Here is a 15,569-nt window from a genome sequence, read left to right as displayed (position 1 = left end):
CTCACTCTTAAAACCAAGGAGACACGATCATGCGACCTGATCTCGCCGTTCTGCCGCCACGCTTCCTGCGCACCAAGGAAGCTGCCGAGTTTCTCAGCCTGTCCGCCCGTACCCTCGAAAAACATCGCACCTATGGAACCGGACCCGCCTATCGCAAACTGGGTGGTCGCGTCGTCTACTCCGTCGATGAACTGCAAGCCTGGGCTGCCCGAGGAGCTGTCGTCTCGACCTCTGATCCGCGTGGCGATGTTCTGCCGGCCAAGCGCCAGACCGCAGCCATGGTCGCGACGCCTGGCCGCTATTCCCGCTGATCAGAGGTGTCTTTCAATGGCAGAACCGACTCCGCCCTTATCCGAATTCCAGCGTGGACAACTCGAACTCGTTCGAGCCTTGCCCGGCGATTTCGCAGTGAGAGACACGCAGGATCTGATGGCCTATCCATTCTTCTCCCTATCCAAGACGCACCGCGTCAAGCCGATAGACTATAGCGTCGGCAACATCACGATCCGTGTCGAAGCCGTGCACGATCACGGCATGGCGACGATCTGGGACGCCGACATCCTGATCTGGGTGGCAAGCCAGATCGTCGAGGCGCGAGACGCCGGCCTTCGTACTTCGCGGTTGATGGCGGCAACGCCTTACGAAATCCTCACCTTTGTCGGTCGCGGCACGTCCCTGCGCGACTACCAACGCCTCAAGGCTGCGCTCGACCGGTTGCAATCGACCACGGTCTCCACGTCAATCCGCCAGCCGGTCGAACGCCGGCGACATCGCTTCTCCTGGATCAACGAGTGGCAGGAGCGCACCGACCGAAATGGCAAGGCAGATGGCATCGAACTGATCGTGCCAGACTGGTTCTATCGCGCCGTCCTCGATGACGCACTTATCTTGACCATCGATCGCGCCTATTTCGATCTGACCGGCGGTCTTGACCGCTGGCTCTATCGGCTAGTGCGCAAGCATGGTGGTCGCCAGCGGGACGGCTGGCGTTTTGATTTCCGCCATCTCTATCAGAAATCCGGAAGCCTCTCGCCCTTCAAGCGCTTTGCCTTCGAGCTTCGCGACACGATCCGCCGCCAGCCTCTGCCGGGCTACACGCTGTTTCTTGAGGTGGAGTTCGGCGGACGGATCCTGCTCGCCTTTGAGCCACGCGCGGCCTGTGGACGATCTGTGGACGGCCTCGTGCCATCAGGAACCCGCGCCATTGTGCCATTGGGAACTGGATGCACGTGCTATCGGGAACCGAGAAAGGACCTAACGCATGGATCCGGAAAGCGAATTCGCGCTTCTAACATAGACTCTAACCAAGAATCTAACTTTGAAGCACGCACGCGCAATGGCAAAGCCATCGCTACGGGACGGCGTGATCGTCCTGGCTCAATGCCGCGAAAGGCTAACAAGGCGACACTCCTTCGCAAGGACATAGTGTCGATTTCCGATGCTAGCGAAGCACCAGAGCTTCCTCTCGATGACCGGCCTGAGGGTGTGCGATGAGGACGGCGCAACTTGAGCGGAAGAGCGGTCTCGGCGCAATGGCGCTGACGCAATCTCAGCGACAATTCTGCCCGCAGGCCGCGGTCAACCACCTTAATCGGCGGCATCTGATCGAGCCAAGCGTGGTTTTCTACCACAGTGGCCTGACGGCTTATGTGCCGTCAGTTCGATGCTACCGGCCACTTGTCCCGTTCATTCCGAACCGATGGAGATCCCAGATGGCCGACAGCACCGCGCCGTCCGTCAACAATGCGGATAATCTCACCCATGTCGAGCTGATCTGGGTTGCCAAGAAGATTGAATATTGGATCAGGTTCGGGCGCGAGGTTCACGAACGGGTGCTCGACCGCAGCCGATCCGTCCTTGCCTTTCGCCCGAACAGCATCTTTGCCTTCGTGCGCTGGGGTGCCAACGATTTTGGCACCGTTATCTCGCGCATCGACATTGTTCGCGCAGTCGCGCCGGGTGAGCCATACCAGACGTTGCCGTTTGTGCGTCCCGGTGGCGACATTCTCCTGAAGATCGAGGGCTGGCCCAGGGTCGAACGCGTGCTGCGTCATATCGATTCGATAGAGGCGACCGGCATTGATGCCTGCGATGTCGCACCCGATCACTGGCGCCACGTCGCCAACCGACTGCTCACTCATCAGGAGCCGATTGCTTATACAGCCGCTCGCCATAAGGCCTGGCTGAAGAGACGGGAGATCGAAGAATGACCCGCTTTGTCCCTGTCATGCTCATGTCTTGTGCGGCGATCGGTGTTGCGGCTTGCCTGTACCCCCAGAGCTCGACCGTGTTCATCTGGAATGCTTCGGCGAGCGTTCCGATCGGTCTCTATCGCGTCAAATCTGAACGGCGGGTTTCTGTCGCCGACCTGGTTGCGATAATGCCGCCGGCCCCAGTCGCAGGCTTCATGGTGCAGCACGGCTATATCGGACGTGGCGTGCCTTTGCTGAAGCGCGTCGCAGCTCTGCCCGGTCAGCAAGTCTGCCGGATCGGAAGCGCCGTCACGGTCGACGGCATGCCGCTTGGCGCCGCGTTGGACCGTGATCGGCGCGGCCGCCAACTGCCGGTCTGGCAGGGCTGCCGGCGCATTACCAACGGTGAGCTGTTCCTGATGAATTCTGGCGTCCGGGATAGCTTCGACGGTCGCTACTTTGGTCCTGTCGCGGCACAAACCGTCATCGGCCGAGCGACCCCGATCTACACGGACGAGAACGGCGACGGTCACTTTGTCTGGGCACCGAGTGGTACCTCGATTGCCGACCGATCGGCCGGAGCCACAGGCCTCGGCCCTCTCTCACACCGCCCATAAGGAGGCATTCATGCCACAGATCGGCACGTTTTCACGCGACGCGACAGGCTTTGCAGGCCGCATCCACACCTTCACGCTGAACCGGGACATTAACATCGTTCGGGTTGAGCCCTCCGACGTCGAAAATGCGCCGGACTATCGCGTCTATCAGGGCGAGGACGGGCCAGCGATCGGCGTAGGCTGGAACCGCACGGGTGAACGAGCCGGCGAATACATTGCTCTTCTCATCGACGATCCCATGCTGCCGCAGCCCCTTCGCACCACTCTGTTTCGCAACGACGACAACGGCGCATCCTGGTCGCTGCATTGGAGCCGGCGTCACAGGCGCAGCGGGGGAAGTTGATCTCATGAGCGGCCTTTCCTGGCGCTTCACCTTCCTCCTCCTTTCCGGTCTGTCGGCCACCGCATTTGCGACGCCCGCATCGCTGGCGCGGGACGATCGTTACGCGGCACACATTGTCGAAGCGTCCCGACGCTCTGGTATTCCGGTCCATTGGATCAGGGCGGTGATGCGTACCGAAAGCGCGGACAATCCGCGTGCGATCTCCACCGCCGGAGCTATTGGGCTGATGCAGATCATGCCCGGCACATGGGCCGAATTGCGCGCGCGTTATCGGCTTGGGCGCGACCCGTTCGATCCGCGCGACAACATCATCGCCGGCACGGCCTATCTGCGCGAGATGCTCGATCGCTACGGCACGGTTTCGGCCATGCTCGCGGCTTACAATGCGGGACCGGCGCGCTACGACGAATACCTCGCAACCGGCCGTTCCCTGCCGGCTGAAACGCGTGCCTATGTCGCTTTGCTCGAACCCGCTCTGGGCAGTACGGTCCCCCGGGACAGGCCGCGAACCGCGCTCCAGCCACCGGCTGATTGGCGCGAGGCGCCGCTCTTCGTGGCGCGCGGCGACAACCGCCGGCCTGCCGATGGTCGAGCCGCCGATCACCCGTCGAACGGCCGGCAACCTTCTGTTCCGGCGCAGGACGATCACGTCGCCGGATCGCAACCAGATGCCATTTTCCTCGCCCGGCGCGAGGGGGACGGTCCGCAATGACGGTCAACCGGCCCTTTCGCATCCTGTCGGGCTCTGGCGCATCATGGAGGGTGCCGGGAGTGGAGGCAGGAGCAGCAACCGGAGGATGGCAGGATAAAAGGGCGCACATTGCGCGGCGGTCGGGGGTTTGTTTTTGTTTGGGTTTCTGGCCCGTTGCGAACATTTCCCAGCTTTGCCGCAATGTTCGTAAGCGGTCCAGCACCCTGTTTCTGCGCGATCTTTTGAACATTGCGGGGCTGCGCCATGGCCGATGAGCGCGAGTTCCGCGTCCGTTCAGGGCGCATTCGGTCCAGCCGGGCGCAATCGGCGCGGCCCTTCATCGCGCAGGCGCTCGCCGCGGCGAAGAAGGCTGGCGGCGGCGTATCGCGCTCCGGCCGCGTGGTCGCCGGCAATCGCTCGCGCTTCGGTCACGGCCAGCGCGCCAGCATCCAGGCCAATCGACTGATTTCGTCGCGCTCGCGCGGCGCCGTCGTCAAGGCGCGTGTCGTGCGTCATTCGGCACGCACCGCGCCGCTCGGCACCCACCTCAATTATTTGCGCCGAGAGGGCGTGACCCGTGACGGGGAAAAGGCCCGCCTGTTCGGGCCGGACACTGGGAATGCTGACGCCAGCGCCTTTGCCGGGCGGTGCCGGGATGACCGTCATCATTTCCGGTTCATCGTCTCGCCGGACGACGCTGTGGAAATGTCGGATCTCAAATCTTTTACCCGTGATCTCGTCCGGCAGATGGAGAAGGACCTCGGCACCCGGCTCGACTGGGTGGCCGTCGATCACTGGAACACCGAGCATCCCCATGTCCACCTGATCGTGCGCGGCGTCCGCGACGACGGCCAGGATCTCGTCATTTCGCGCGACTACATCAAGGAGGGGATGCGCGACCGGGCGCGAGATCTCATCACCCAGGAGCTGGGGCCGCGCACCGACCTCGACATCCGCCGCACGCTGGAGCGCCAGATTGAAGCGGAGCGATGGACCCAGCTCGACCGTCAGCTTGTCCGGGATGCACGAGAAACCGGCATCATCGATCTTGCGCCGCAACCGGATCGCCAGCCAGACGAGTTTCATGCCCTGAAGGTCGGACGGCTGCGCAAGCTGGAAGTCCTTGGTCTGGCTGGACAGGTTGGCCACTCGCAATGGTCCATCAAGCCGGAAGCCGAAGCGGTGCTGCGCGAACTCGGCGAGCGCGGTGACATTATCAAGCGCATGCACAAGGCGCTGACGGACTGCGGCATCGAACGCGGCTCGGCCAGCTATGTGCTGGCCGGTGAGAGCCTCGATGAGCCGATCATCGGCCGCCTGGTCGATCGCGGTCTCGACGACGAGCTGAAGGGCTCGGCCTATGCTGTCGTCGACGGCGTCGATGGCCGCGCCCATCACATCAAGCTGCCCGATCTCGATGCGGCCGGCGACAGCGCTCCCGGCTCGATTGTCGAGCTGCGCAAGTTCGATGACGCGCGCGGTGAGCGCCGTGCCGCGCTCGCCGTTCGCTCCGATCTCGACATCGAGCGACAGGTCACCGTATCGGGCGCGACTTGGCTCGACCGGCAGGCGGTGGCAAGAGAGCCATTGTCGCTCTCCGATGGCGGCTTCGGCGCCGAGGTGCAGCAGGCCATGGACCGCCGTGCTGACCATCTTGTCGAGCAGGGTCTTGCCGACCGTCAGGGACGTAGCGTGGTATTCGCCCGCCGGCTGGTCGACACCTTGCGCCGCCGCGAACTCGATGCGCTTGGCGAGAAGCTCGCCACCGAGAGGGGGCAGCCATTCAACCGCGCTGGCAGTGGCGAATATGTCGCCGGCACCTATCGCCAGCGCTTTACGCTCGCCTCCGGCCGCTTCGCCATGATCGACGACGGCCTCGGCTTCCAGCTCGTTCCCTGGAGTCCGTCCCTCGAAAAGCAGCTTGGCCGCCACGTCTCCGGTGTCGCCCGCAATGACGGCGGCATCGACTGGAGTTTTGGCCGCAAACGGGGATTGGGATTGTAAAACCAATAACCCGTTCTTGTTGGGGGTTCTCAAATACGACACTCTGAACACTAAATCCCAAGAGCGATTCGATGTTTACTAAAGAATTCGATGAAATTTCTTTGACCGATCTCCAGGCTCTCGTCGACGAGGGAATTCCCGAAGGCCGCCAACTTGAGTTCAAGCGCGATCACTATGGGCGCAAGGATGACGACAGACGGGAGTTTGCCGCGGATGTCTCGGCAATGGCCAATGCACTCGGCGGATACCTGCTCATCGGCATTGATGAACAAAATGGGATTGCATCAGACGTTTGCGGTGTAACCGAACGGGATCCTGACGGGTTGGTTCGGGCGGTTTCTGAAGCCATTCGTTCGTCGTTCGAACCACCGCTCCTTGATCTCCGGATCAAGTGGATTGCCTTGGGAGCCGAACGGGGCGCTCTGGTGATCAAGGTCGCGCGGAGCTGGAGCGCGCCCCATCGTGTGACCGTCGCCAAAGACCACCGTTTCTTCATCCGCGACGAAAATGGAAAACATCCGATGTCTGTAGAGGAATTGCGTAGAGCTTTCCTGTTTGCTTCCGAGGTTGAAGAGAGGATTAGACGTTTCCGCGCCGAGCGGCTTGAAGTCCTGACGAACAACGAGGGACCTCTTGCAGTTGGTAAGGAGGGTGACGGACGGCTGATCCTGCAAGTCGTGCCACGGGCATCTTTCACGGATGGCGTTCAACTGTCTTTCGATGAACGGGGCGGGACCATGTGGCCATGGCCTCTTGGAGCAAGCGGTGCAAATCCAATGTACTCGCTTGACGGCCTGGTCAGTTATTCAGGACCCGAGGAGCGATTTGAAACCGTCCGCGCATTTTCGACGCTCTTTCGCAATGGTATCGCGGAGGCGGTGGCAAAGATACACATTGGCGGGAAGGACGGCCAGCGCAACGTCTCCCTGACAGGCGTTGAGGAAGATGTAATCTCGGGTCTGCGCCAGATTTTCGGCGAATACAAAAGACGATCCATACCTGCGCCCTATGCGGTGCTGGTAAGCCTTCTTGGTGTACGCGGTGTGTCGGCTCCAATCGACGAATGGCGTGGTGGAATTGCTTATCCGCATAGAGCCGACCGGATTATTCTGCCGGAGCTGACACTTGACGCCGCCGGGGCCGTGGAGGAGCCGGCAACTTCGCTCAAGCCTTTGTTCGATCTCATGTGGAACTCCTTTGGTCAACGTGGCTCGCCGAACTACGACCAGTCGGGGCGATATGTACAGCGCTGAACTCAGCCGTTTGCCTGTATTTTTATCCGGCGCTTGTACGATACTTTGAAATTGCTTGCGTTTTGCCGCTTAGAAGTCGGAGTTGACGGACACCATCCATTGAGGGAATGGCCGTGTCCGCGACGAAAATCCTCTGGGGCCAGATCCTCACCGTCCTTCTGATCGTGCTGATGACGACCTGGGGCGCGACACAGTGGACGGCCTGGCAGCTCGGTTTCCAGCCGCAGCTCGGTCACCCTTGGTTCCAGATCGTCGGCTGGCCGGTCTATTACCCGCCGGCCTTCTTCTGGTGGTGGTACTTCTACGATGCCTATGCGCCGCCGATCTTCGTCGAAGGTGGCATGATCGCGGCGTCTGGCGGCTTCATCGCCATCGCGGTTGCGATCGGCATGTCGGTCTGGCGGGCGCGCGAGGCGAAGAATGTTGCGACCTATGGCTCGGCGCGCTGGGCCGAGCCGGAGGAAGTGGAGGCCGCCGGCCTGCTCGGCCCCGACGGCGTTGTTCTCGGCAGGCTCGATCGGGCCTATCTGCGGCATGATGGCCCGGAGCATGTCCTATGTTTTGCGCCTACGAGATCGGGCAAGGGCGTCGGCCTGGTCGTGCCTTCGCTGCTCACCTGGCCGGGTTCGGCCATCGTCCACGACATCAAGGGTGAGAACTGGATGCTCACCGCCGGCTTCCGATCCCGGCACGGCCGCGTGCTGCTGTTCGACCCGACCAATGCACGATCGGCCGCCTACAATCCGCTGCTCGAGGTGCGGCGGGGTGAATGGGAGGTCCGCGACGTCCAGAACATTGCCGACATCCTGGTCGATCCGGAAGGGTCGCTGGACAAAAGGAACCATTGGGAGAAGACCAGCCACGCGCTGCTGGTCGGCGCGATCCTGCATGTCCTTTATGCCGAGCAGGACAAGACGCTCGCCGGCGTCGCGGCATTTCTGTCCGATCCGAAACGGCCGATCGAATCGACGCTCGCAGCCATGATGAAGACCGCGCATCTCGGTGAAGGAGGTCCGCACCCGGTCATCGCGTCGGCGGCGCGTGAGCTGCTGAACAAATCCGACAACGAGCGATCCGGCGTGCTGTCGACCGCCATGTCGTTTCTGGGCCTGTACCGCGATCCTGTCGTCGCCGAGGTGACGCGGCACTGCGACTGGCGCATTACCGACATCGTCGGTGGCAAACGCCCGACGACGCTCTACCTCGTCGTTCCGCCGTCCGACATCAATCGCACCAAGCCGCTGATCCGCTTGATCCTCAACCAGATTGGCCGCCGCCTGACCGAGGATCTGCAGGCGAAGGGCGGCCGCCACCGGCTGCTGCTGATGCTGGACGAGTTTCCTGCATTGGGCAGGCTGGATTTCTTCGAGAGCGCCTTGGCCTTCATGGCGGGCTATGGCCTCAAATCATTCCTGATCGCCCAGTCGCTGAACCAGATCGAGAAAGCCTATGGGCCGAACAATTCGATCCTCGACAACTGCCATGTGAGGGTGTCGTTCGCCACGAATGACGAGAGGACTGCGAAGAGGGTGAGCGACGCGCTCGGCACCGCCACCGAGATGAAGGCGATGAAGAACTATGCCGGGCATCGGCTGTCGCCCTGGCTCGGGCATTTGATGGTCTCGCGCTCGGAAACCGCGCGGCCGCTGCTTACGCCTGGCGAGATCATGCAGCTTCCGCCGGTTGACGAAATCGTCATGGTCGCGGGAACACCGCCGATCCGGGCCAAGAAGGCGCGATACTTCGAGGATGTCAGGTTTCAGGAGCGCATAATGCCGCCGCCGAAACTGGTCCGCACCAGCGAGCCGCATCCGGACGACTGGAGCCGCCTGCCGATCCCGACCCGTGCCCCGTTTGACGAAGCTGTGGCGGGCTCCGCCGAGGAGTATGAGGATCCGACCGAATCCGAGCGCCGCCAGCAGCCAGAATTGGGCTGCGTGAAACCCGTCGAGAAGAGGGAGCCCATCGAGAACGAGTTCGAGATCGATCCCCCAGACGAGATGGAGGAGGAAGCCACCCGGAACCGTCGGATGACCCGTCTCATGCAAGGCGTGGCACGGCAGGTCTCGCTTGATCCGAATGACGGGATGGAGCTGTGAGCACCATGACCGGCCGAAAGAAGAAAGCGCAGATCTCCGTCTATCTCGAACCGGACGTCATGACGATCCTCTCGGATTATGCGGCTCGCCGGGAGCAGCCGATGTCTTTGATCGTGGAGGCGGCCGTCGCCTCGTTTCTGTCGCCGGACGACGTCGAACGGCGGGAGGCACTGATTGCCAAGCGCCTCGATCAGATCGACCGCCGCATGACGCGGTTGGAGCGCGATCTTGGCATCTCGGTCGAAACGCTGGCCGTATTCGTCCGTTTCTGGCTTACGACCACGCCAGCCTTGCCCGAACCGGCGGCGCAAGCGGCACGCGCCAAAGCTACTGAACGCTATGAAGCGTTCGTGACCGCGCTCGGCCGACGGCTGGCCCAAGGGCCGAAGCTGCGGCAGGAGATTTCCGAGGATGTCACCGCACGATCGGACGAGCCGACATCATGATCGTTCAGGTTTTACGAAGTCCGATTGCTCTTCTTGCATCAAGTTTCACTCAGTCCGTCATTATCAGGGGGATCATCATCAGCTTCTACCGCCAGTTCAAGCGACGCATACAGTGAGGCAAGCTCTTCTTTTGAAGGCGGTTCCCACGGTTGCAGATTGCTCAACATATCCGTGAAACCGTCGATCTCCTCCTGCGTAAGGGCGGCCGGCTCGGGAGCTTTCAGCTCTGTTGTCTTTCTAAATTCCTCTATTGCATTTTTCAGAGTGTCGATCTCGGCTCGTTTATAGACTGCTCCTTCCTGCGAAAGCAGGTCAGCAATGGAGATCTCCATTTGATCGAGAGCATGCGATAGCCATATCTTCCGGCGATTGTATTTTTGTCGCGCCGATAACTTGGGGTTCTTTGGTCCCTTCGATGCTGCGTTTTGGGACTGTAGCTGACTGAAAATGTCTTCTGGATTGCTGCTCAATTCATACTCCAATAGCTCGAAATCGAATCATCGGCACAATGCGATTTGTTATCGCATTGAGGTTGCGAGCTTAAGATCGAATATGTCTAGGACAAAGCTCAACCGCCGTTTTCCTGTATTTGCTCTCTATACTACTACGACGCTAATTCCTTGTTGAAACGCCGGAATTTCCGGCTCTTTTAATCATCCCCGTCCGGGGACCGTCTGACTTCCCCGGCGAGAAACGGGGATCGGATGGCAGTCTCACATCGAAATTCGGAAGGCTTTGCGCGTAGCGCACGGATGCTGCGCACCGCGCTGGGTGCTGCCATCGCCCGATTTCTGGAAGATCCCAGCGTCGTCGAGGTGATGCTGAACCCGGACGGTCGCCTGTGGATCGACCGTCTCTCGGAGGGTATGTTCGACACGGGCGAGCGCATCATGCCCGCGGACGGCGAACGCATCATCCGACTGGTTGCTCACCATGTCGGCGCGGAGGTTCATGGAGGCGCTCCGCGTGTTTCGGCCGAGCTGCCCGACAACGGCGAACGCTTCGAAGGCCTCCTGCCTCCAATCGTCACCGGTCCGGCTTTCGCCATCCGTAAGCCCGCGATCTCGGTCTTTACTCTCGACGACTATGTTTCGGCGGGAACGATGACCGCCGATCAGGCGGCATTGCTGCGCGAGGCCGTCGCCTCGCACGCCAATGTGCTGGTCGCCGGCGGCACGGGCACTGGCAAGACGACGCTCACCAACGCGCTGCTGGCCGAAGTCGCGAAGGCGCGGGACCGGCTTCTCATTATCGAGGATACGCGCGAGCTTCAAAGCCAGTCCGAGAACAAGGTGCCGATGCGCACCAAGGATTTTATCGCCAATCTGACCGATCTGGCGCGCTCGGCGATGCGCTTGCGGCCCGATCGCATCATCGTCGGCGAGGTGCGAGGCCCGGAAGCCCTCGATCTCTTGAAGCTTTGGGGAACGGGGCATCCCGGCGGCATCGGCACCATCCACGCCGGCACCAGTGTCGGTGCGCTCCTCCGGCTCGAACAGCTCGTTCAGGAAGCTGTCGTCACCGTTCCCAAGGCACTGATCGCCGAGACCATCGACATCGTGGCAGTGCTCTCCGGTCGCGGCTCCGCGCGCCACCTCTCTGAACTTGCCCGGGTCGAAGGACTCGGGCCTGACGGCGACTACCGTGTCGCCCCCGCACGCTTTTTCCCCGACCGCCAACCGCTCCCGAAAGGAGAATAGCCATGCCCCTCCGATTCCCGCCTGTTCTGCGGCAGCTCTTCAGCCCGCCAATCATCCCCTCCAGGGTGCCGCTTCAGGCGAGCGCTTGCATGCCGTTTCTGCGCGGCTTGCGTCGCCACCTCATGAGCCTGGTGACCCTCGCCACGATCATGGTGATGGCGGCTGCGCCGGCTCATGCTTCCGGGTCCTCCATGCCGTGGGAGGCGCCGCTTCAGTCGATCCTCGAATCCATCGAAGGGCCGGTCGCCAAGATCGTGGCCGTCATCATCATCATTGCGACCGGCCTTGCCTTGGCTTTTGGCGATACGAGCGGCGGCTTCAGGAGGCTGATCCAGATCGTCTTCGGCTTGTCGATCGCCTTCGCTGCCAGTTCCTTCTTCCTCAGCTTCTTCTCGTTCGGCGGCGGAGCGCTCGTCTGATGGCGGGCGTTCTGGAACACGTCAGCGAGGTGCCGGGCTTCACCGTCGCCGTTCACCGGGCGCTCACCGAGCAAATCCTGCTCGGTGGCGCTCCGAGAAGCATAGCCATCATGAACGGAACGCTCGCCGGGGCCGTGGGTCTCGGTCTGCGCCTCTGGCTGGTCGGCCTCGCCATCTGGGCGATCGGGCATTTCGCGGCGGTCTGGGCGGCGAAACGCGATCCGCTTTTCGTGGAAGTCGGTCGTCGTCACCTTCGTATCCCCGGACATCTGTCGGTGTGAGGGCGCGGCCATGATGAACCTTGCCGAATACCGCCGCACTGCCGGCCGCCTCGCGGATTTCCTGCCCTGGGCCGCGCTTATTGGCGACGGCGTCGTTCTGAACAAGGACGGATCGCTGCAAAGGGCCGCCCAGTTTCGTGGTCCCGATCTGGAATCCTCTGTTGCTGCCGAACTGGTCGCCGTCGCCGCCCGGCTGAACAATGCCTTCCGGCGTCTCGGCTCCGGCTGGGCGATCTTCGTGGAAGCACAGCGCCAGGAGGCCGCGACCTATCCCGACGACCGCTTTCCCGATCCGGCCTCGGCTCTGCTCGACGCCGAGCGCAAGGCCGATTTCGAGGAGCAAGGCAGCCATTTCATTTCCCGCTACTTCCTCACCTTCACCTATCTCTCGCCCGCCGAAGATGCGGCTCGCGCCGAGACCTTGCTCTATGAGGGGCGCGAGCGATCCGGCGTTGATCCCAACGAGATCCTGCGCGGCTTCGTCGATCGCACCGATCGCGTGCTGGCACTGCTCGACGGTTTCATGCCGGAATGCCACTGGCTCGACGATAGTGAGACGCTGACCTACCTGCACTCGACCGTTTCCACCAACCGTCATCACGTTCGCGTTCCAGAAACGCCGATGTATCTCGATGCCCTCCTGGCCGATCAATCTCTGACCGGCGGGCTGGAGCCGCGCCTTGGCGACGCTCATCTGCGCATCCTCACTATCGTCGGTTTCCCGACCGCGACCACGCCCGGAATTCTCGACGAACTGAACAGGCTCGCCTTTCCCTATCGCTGGTCGACGCGCGCGATCCTGCTGGACAAGACAGACGCCATCAGGCTGCTCACCCGCATCCGCCGCCAGTGGTTTGCGAAACGCAAGTCGATCGCCGCCATTTTGAAAGAAGTGATGACCAACGAGGCTTCGGTCCTGGTCGATACCGATGCCGCTAACAAGGCGACCGATGCGGACATCGCGCTTCAGGAACTCGGCGCCGACTATGCCGGCATGGCCTATGTCACGGCGACCATCGCCGTATGGGACGCCGATCCCCGCCTTGCCGACGAAAAGCTCCGGCTTGTCGAAAAAGTTGTCCAGGGTCGCGACTTCACGGCGATGCCGGAATCCATCAATGCCGTCGATGCCTGGCTTGGTTCGCTGCCGGGGCATGTCTACGCCAACGTGCGCCAGCCTCCGATCTCGACGCTCAATCTCGCCCACATGATTCCCCTCAGTGCCGTGTGGGCTGGGCCGGAACGGGATGACTACCTGGGTAGCGCCCCCTTGCTCTTTGGCAAGACCGAGGGAAGCACCCCGTTCCGGCTATCCATTCACGTCGGCGATGTCGGGCATACGCTCGTCGTCGGGCCGACCGGCTCGGGCAAGAGCGTGTTGCTCGCCTGTATGGCGCTTCAGTTCCGCCGCTACGCCCAGGCCCAGGTCTTCGCCTTCGATTTCGGAGGCTCGATCCGGGCCGCGGCCCTCGCCATGGGTGGAGACTGGCATGATCTGGGCGGGGATCTGACCGAAGGCGATGCATTTTCCGTTTCGCTCCAGCCGCTTTCGCGCATCCATGACGTGCCCGAACGTGCCTGGGCGGCCGACTGGGTCGTCGCCATCCTGACGCGCGAGAGCATTGCGATCACGCCTGATGTCAAGGAGCATATCTGGACGGCGCTGACCTCTCTCGCTTCCGCGCCGGTCGAGGAACGCACCATCACCGGCCTGACGGTGCTGCTGCAATCGAACGACCTGAAGCAGGCGCTCAGGCCGTATTGCGTCGGCGGTCCTTATGGCCGGCTGCTCGATGCCGAAACCGAGCACCTCGGCAGCGCGCCGGTGCAGGCCTTCGAGATCGAGGGGCTGGTCGGCACCGGCGCCGCTCCGGCCGTCCTGTCCTATCTGTTCCACCGCATCGGCGACCGGCTAGATGGCTCGCCCACCTTGCTCATCATCGATGAGGGCTGGCTGGCGCTCGATGATGAAGCCTTTTCCGGGCAGTTGCGGGAATGGTTGAAAACCCTGCGCAAGAAGAACGCATCAGTCATCTTCGCCACACAGTCGCTGTCCGACATCGACAATTCGGCGATCGCCCCGGCGATCATCGAAAGTTGCCCGACGCGGCTGCTTCTTCCGAATGAGCGCGCTGTCGAACCGGAGATCACCGCGATCTATCAGCGATTTGGGTTGAACGCGCGCCAGATCGAGATCCTCGCGCGGGCTACGCCGAAAAAGGACTACTACTGCCAAAGCCGGAGGGGGAACCGCCTGTTCGATCTGGGCCTGTCCGAAGTGGGACTGGCGCTGACGGCCGCCTCCTCGAAATCCGACCAGTCCGCCATCGCCCGCGTCTTCGCCGAGCACGGCCGAGACGGCTTCCTTGCCGCCTGGCTGCGCCTGCGCGGCGTCGATTGGGCCGCCGACCTCATTCCCGACCTCGCCAATCTCATCCCCCAGCCCGACAAGGAGGCAAAATCATGAAGACTCGCCATTGCCGCACGGCACTGCTTGCCGCATCCATTCTTACTCTCTCAGTACCGGCTTCGCTGGTGTTGGCGCCGCCGGCGTCCGCCGCCTGGATCGTCTACGACCCGACGAACTATTCGCAGAATCTTCTGTCCGCCGCGCGCGCCCTGGAGCAGATCAACAACCAGATCACCAGCCTGCAAAACGAAGCGCAGATGCTGATCAACCAGGCACGCAATCTTGCCAGCCTGCCGTACTCGTCCCTTCAGCAGATCCAGCAATCGGTGAGCCGCACGCAGCAGCTTCTGTCCCAGGCGCAGAACATCGCGTTCGACGTCGGCCAGATCGATCAGGCGTTTCAGTCGAAATACGCCAATGTCTCGCTTTCGGCCACCGACGTGCAGCTCGTCGCCGATGCAAAGGAGCGCTGGAAGAACAGCGTCGGCGGCCTTCAGGACGCCATGCGCGTGCAGGCCACCGTCGTCGGCAATATCGACACCAACCGCACCGAGATGTCGCAACTGGTCGGTCAGAGCCAGGGCGCGACCGGCGCGCTTCAGGCCGCGCAGGCAGGCAACCAGCTTCTTGCCCTTCAGTCTCAGCAGCTTTCCGACCTCACCGCATTGCTTGCCGCCAATGGCCGGTCCACCGCGCTCACCGAGGCCGAACGCGCGGCCGCGGCCGAACAGGGGCGCGTGCAGCGCCAGCGCTTCCTGACGCCAGGCTCCGGCTATCGGGCCGGCAGCGCCAAGATGTTCAACTGAGGGCGCGGGCCATGGACGGCAAGATGCTGGCCCGCCTGGGCGCCGTCGTCTTTGTCGCCGTCGCGATCACTGCGACGGCGACCGAGATGATCAGAAAGAGAGAGGCTCCCGCGCGATGGACACGATCGACAGCCGCCGTCGCATCGCCAGCGGATCCCCTCCGGCTCGGCCAGCGCCGGTGCCAGCAGCTTGGGCAGGCTGCCACGAGCGATGCCGAATGCCTGCGCATCTGGTCGGAAACCCGCGACCGCTTCCTTGGCAGGGCTTCCGCGCCGGCCGCCCCACAGATCGTCGAAGGGCAGTGAATC

At 62.3% G+C, this 15,569-nt stretch carries 17 protein-coding genes; 16 read left to right on the top strand and 1 reads right to left on the bottom strand.

Features of this window, described 5'->3' with window-relative positions:
• Positions 1-29: 29 nt before the first annotated feature.
• The 10 genes from ACQZ6J_RS14710 to ACQZ6J_RS14665 all read left to right on the top strand — a co-directional run bounded on the left by ACQZ6J_RS14710 (position 30) and on the right by ACQZ6J_RS14665 (position 9,645).
• On the top strand, positions 30-311 hold the full coding sequence (locus tag ACQZ6J_RS14710; RefSeq protein ID WP_449084588.1) for a helix-turn-helix transcriptional regulator: 282 nt from the start codon (positions 30-32) through the stop codon (positions 309-311).
• Between the two features lie 16 nt (positions 312-327).
• Positions 328-1,494 carry a replication initiator protein A gene (locus tag ACQZ6J_RS14705; protein WP_449084587.1) on the top strand — a complete coding sequence of 389 codons (1,167 nt, stop codon included), beginning with the start codon at positions 328-330 and terminating at the stop codon, positions 1,492-1,494.
• Between the two features lie 218 nt (positions 1,495-1,712).
• On the top strand, positions 1,713-2,210 hold the full coding sequence (locus ACQZ6J_RS14700) for a DUF2840 domain-containing protein (protein WP_449084710.1): 498 nt from the start codon (positions 1,713-1,715) through the stop codon (positions 2,208-2,210).
• Positions 2,207-2,809: a S26 family signal peptidase gene (locus ACQZ6J_RS14695; protein ID WP_449084586.1), complete on the top strand. Its 603-nt coding sequence runs from the start codon at positions 2,207-2,209 to the stop codon at positions 2,807-2,809. Before ACQZ6J_RS14700 ends, ACQZ6J_RS14695 begins: the two co-directional genes overlap by 4 nt.
• Before the next feature lie 10 nt (positions 2,810-2,819).
• Entirely contained in the window at positions 2,820-3,152 is a 333-nt protein-coding gene (locus ACQZ6J_RS14690) for a DUF736 domain-containing protein (protein ID WP_449084585.1), read from the top strand.
• 4 nt (positions 3,153-3,156) lie between these two features.
• The gene (locus ACQZ6J_RS14685; RefSeq protein ID WP_449084584.1) at positions 3,157-3,864 is read left to right on the top strand and encodes a lytic transglycosylase domain-containing protein; all 708 of its coding nucleotides are present in this window, start codon (positions 3,157-3,159) and stop codon (positions 3,862-3,864) included.
• 243 nt (positions 3,865-4,107) lie between these two features.
• Complete coding sequence (locus ACQZ6J_RS14680) at positions 4,108-5,847, top strand: relaxase/mobilization nuclease domain-containing protein (protein ID WP_449084583.1); 1,740 nt, start codon at positions 4,108-4,110, stop codon at positions 5,845-5,847.
• Positions 5,848-5,918: 71 nt separating this feature from the next.
• Entirely contained in the window at positions 5,919-7,100 is a 1,182-nt protein-coding gene (locus tag ACQZ6J_RS14675; RefSeq protein ID WP_449084582.1) for an AlbA family DNA-binding domain-containing protein, read from the top strand.
• Positions 7,101-7,213: 113 nt separating this feature from the next.
• Entirely contained in the window at positions 7,214-9,199 is a 1,986-nt protein-coding gene (locus tag ACQZ6J_RS14670) for a conjugal transfer protein TraG (protein ID WP_449084581.1), read from the top strand.
• Positions 9,200-9,204: 5 nt separating this feature from the next.
• On the top strand, positions 9,205-9,645 hold the full coding sequence (locus tag ACQZ6J_RS14665; protein ID WP_449084709.1) for a CopG family transcriptional regulator: 441 nt from the start codon (positions 9,205-9,207) through the stop codon (positions 9,643-9,645).
• Positions 9,646-9,683: 38 nt separating this feature from the next.
• On the opposite strand, the gene ACQZ6J_RS14660 is transcribed toward ACQZ6J_RS14665, so the two are convergent.
• Positions 9,684-10,115, bottom strand: coding sequence for a hypothetical protein (locus ACQZ6J_RS14660; RefSeq protein ID WP_449084580.1), 432 nt, complete (start codon positions 10,113-10,115; stop codon positions 9,684-9,686).
• Between the two features lie 234 nt (positions 10,116-10,349).
• Between ACQZ6J_RS14660 and trbB the strand changes: the two genes are divergently transcribed.
• The 6 genes from trbB to trbK-alt all read left to right on the top strand — a co-directional run bounded on the left by trbB (position 10,350) and on the right by trbK-alt (position 15,566).
• Complete coding sequence (trbB, locus tag ACQZ6J_RS14655) at positions 10,350-11,345, top strand: P-type conjugative transfer ATPase TrbB (RefSeq protein WP_449084579.1); 996 nt, start codon at positions 10,350-10,352, stop codon at positions 11,343-11,345.
• A 122-nt stretch (positions 11,346-11,467) separates the two neighbouring features.
• Positions 11,468-11,764, top strand: coding sequence for a TrbC/VirB2 family protein (locus ACQZ6J_RS14650; RefSeq protein WP_449084708.1), 297 nt, complete (start codon positions 11,468-11,470; stop codon positions 11,762-11,764).
• Positions 11,764-12,045: a VirB3 family type IV secretion system protein gene (locus ACQZ6J_RS14645; protein WP_077470700.1), complete on the top strand. Its 282-nt coding sequence runs from the start codon at positions 11,764-11,766 to the stop codon at positions 12,043-12,045. Before ACQZ6J_RS14650 ends, ACQZ6J_RS14645 begins: the two co-directional genes overlap by 1 nt.
• Positions 12,046-12,055: 10 nt before the next feature.
• The gene (gene trbE, locus ACQZ6J_RS14640; RefSeq protein ID WP_449084578.1) at positions 12,056-14,512 is read left to right on the top strand and encodes a conjugal transfer protein TrbE; all 2,457 of its coding nucleotides are present in this window, start codon (positions 12,056-12,058) and stop codon (positions 14,510-14,512) included.
• Entirely contained in the window at positions 14,509-15,261 is a 753-nt protein-coding gene (trbJ, locus tag ACQZ6J_RS14635; RefSeq protein WP_449084577.1) for a P-type conjugative transfer protein TrbJ, read from the top strand. The genes trbE and trbJ overlap by 4 nt, the downstream gene beginning before the upstream one ends.
• Positions 15,262-15,272: 11 nt before the next feature.
• Positions 15,273-15,566, top strand: a complete 294-nt coding sequence (gene trbK-alt, locus ACQZ6J_RS14630; RefSeq protein WP_449084576.1) for a putative entry exclusion protein TrbK-alt — start codon at positions 15,273-15,275, stop codon at positions 15,564-15,566.
• The last annotated feature ends 3 nt before the right edge of the window (positions 15,567-15,569 follow it).

The sequence above is a fragment of the Rhizobium sp. A37_96 genome (assembly GCF_053521765.1).
The sequence above is the reverse complement of the archived record's forward strand: the minus strand, read 5'-3'. Positions and strand labels throughout refer to the sequence as shown.

Excerpts from the sequence above, each read along its gene's own strand:
- trbB (WP_449084579.1), top strand. The coding sequence starts at position 10,350 with ATGGCAGTCTCACATCGAAATTCGGAAGGCTTTGCGCGTAGCGCACGG.
- ACQZ6J_RS14705 (WP_449084587.1), top strand. The coding sequence starts at position 328 with ATGGCAGAACCGACTCCGCCCTTATCCGAATTCCAGCGTGGACAACTC.
- ACQZ6J_RS14710 (WP_449084588.1), top strand. The coding sequence starts at position 30 with ATGCGACCTGATCTCGCCGTTCTGCCGCCACGCTTCCTGCGCACCAAG.
- ACQZ6J_RS14685 (WP_449084584.1), top strand. The coding sequence starts at position 3,157 with ATGAGCGGCCTTTCCTGGCGCTTCACCTTCCTCCTCCTTTCCGGTCTG.
- trbK-alt (WP_449084576.1), top strand. The coding sequence starts at position 15,273 with ATGGACGGCAAGATGCTGGCCCGCCTGGGCGCCGTCGTCTTTGTCGCC.
- ACQZ6J_RS14650 (WP_449084708.1), top strand. The coding sequence starts at position 11,468 with ATGAGCCTGGTGACCCTCGCCACGATCATGGTGATGGCGGCTGCGCCG.
- ACQZ6J_RS14690 (WP_449084585.1), top strand. The coding sequence starts at position 2,820 with ATGCCACAGATCGGCACGTTTTCACGCGACGCGACAGGCTTTGCAGGC.
- trbJ (WP_449084577.1), top strand. The coding sequence starts at position 14,509 with ATGAAGACTCGCCATTGCCGCACGGCACTGCTTGCCGCATCCATTCTT.
- ACQZ6J_RS14695 (WP_449084586.1), top strand. The coding sequence starts at position 2,207 with ATGACCCGCTTTGTCCCTGTCATGCTCATGTCTTGTGCGGCGATCGGT.
- ACQZ6J_RS14680 (WP_449084583.1), top strand. The coding sequence starts at position 4,108 with ATGGCCGATGAGCGCGAGTTCCGCGTCCGTTCAGGGCGCATTCGGTCC.
- ACQZ6J_RS14700 (WP_449084710.1), top strand. The coding sequence starts at position 1,713 with ATGGCCGACAGCACCGCGCCGTCCGTCAACAATGCGGATAATCTCACC.
- ACQZ6J_RS14675 (WP_449084582.1), top strand. The coding sequence starts at position 5,919 with ATGTTTACTAAAGAATTCGATGAAATTTCTTTGACCGATCTCCAGGCT.
- ACQZ6J_RS14645 (WP_077470700.1), top strand. The coding sequence starts at position 11,764 with ATGGCGGGCGTTCTGGAACACGTCAGCGAGGTGCCGGGCTTCACCGTC.
- trbE (WP_449084578.1), top strand. The coding sequence starts at position 12,056 with ATGATGAACCTTGCCGAATACCGCCGCACTGCCGGCCGCCTCGCGGAT.
- ACQZ6J_RS14665 (WP_449084709.1), top strand. The coding sequence starts at position 9,205 with ATGACCGGCCGAAAGAAGAAAGCGCAGATCTCCGTCTATCTCGAACCG.